Annotated in this window: 1 protein-coding gene; it reads left to right on the top strand. The window is 42.5% G+C overall.

All coding sequences use genetic code 11. The features are described 5' to 3' along the window. On the top strand, nt 1-275 hold a 275-nt coding region (locus L0M85_RS09935), incomplete at both ends, for a hypothetical protein (RefSeq protein WP_238656949.1).

The following is a 275-nucleotide window of genomic DNA, read 5'->3' as shown; positions in this document are numbered from 1 at the left end:
AGGATGCCAACGGTACCCCAGCTGAAACAACATACACACCTAAGATTACTCCAGTTGTTCCAACAGCAGAGGATGTAACTTCAACAGATAAACAAGGTCAAACCCAAACAGGTAAGCCTAAGTTTACAGAAGGTGATCCAGTAGTTCCAATGGATGATGATACACCTGCAACCTTTGAAGATGGTTCAACAACTAAGACTATCCCAGGTGAAGGAACCTACACAGTAGCTCCAGATGGAACTGTTACATTTGTTCCAGAAAAATCATTCACAGGA

This window comes from Streptococcus sp. DFI.7.26 (assembly GCF_022240605.1).
Classification (GTDB): domain Bacteria; phylum Bacillota; class Bacilli; order Lactobacillales; family Streptococcaceae; genus Streptococcus; species Streptococcus xiaochunlingii.
Note: the sequence above shows the minus strand (reverse complement) of the source record. Positions and strands in the feature narration are given on the sequence as shown.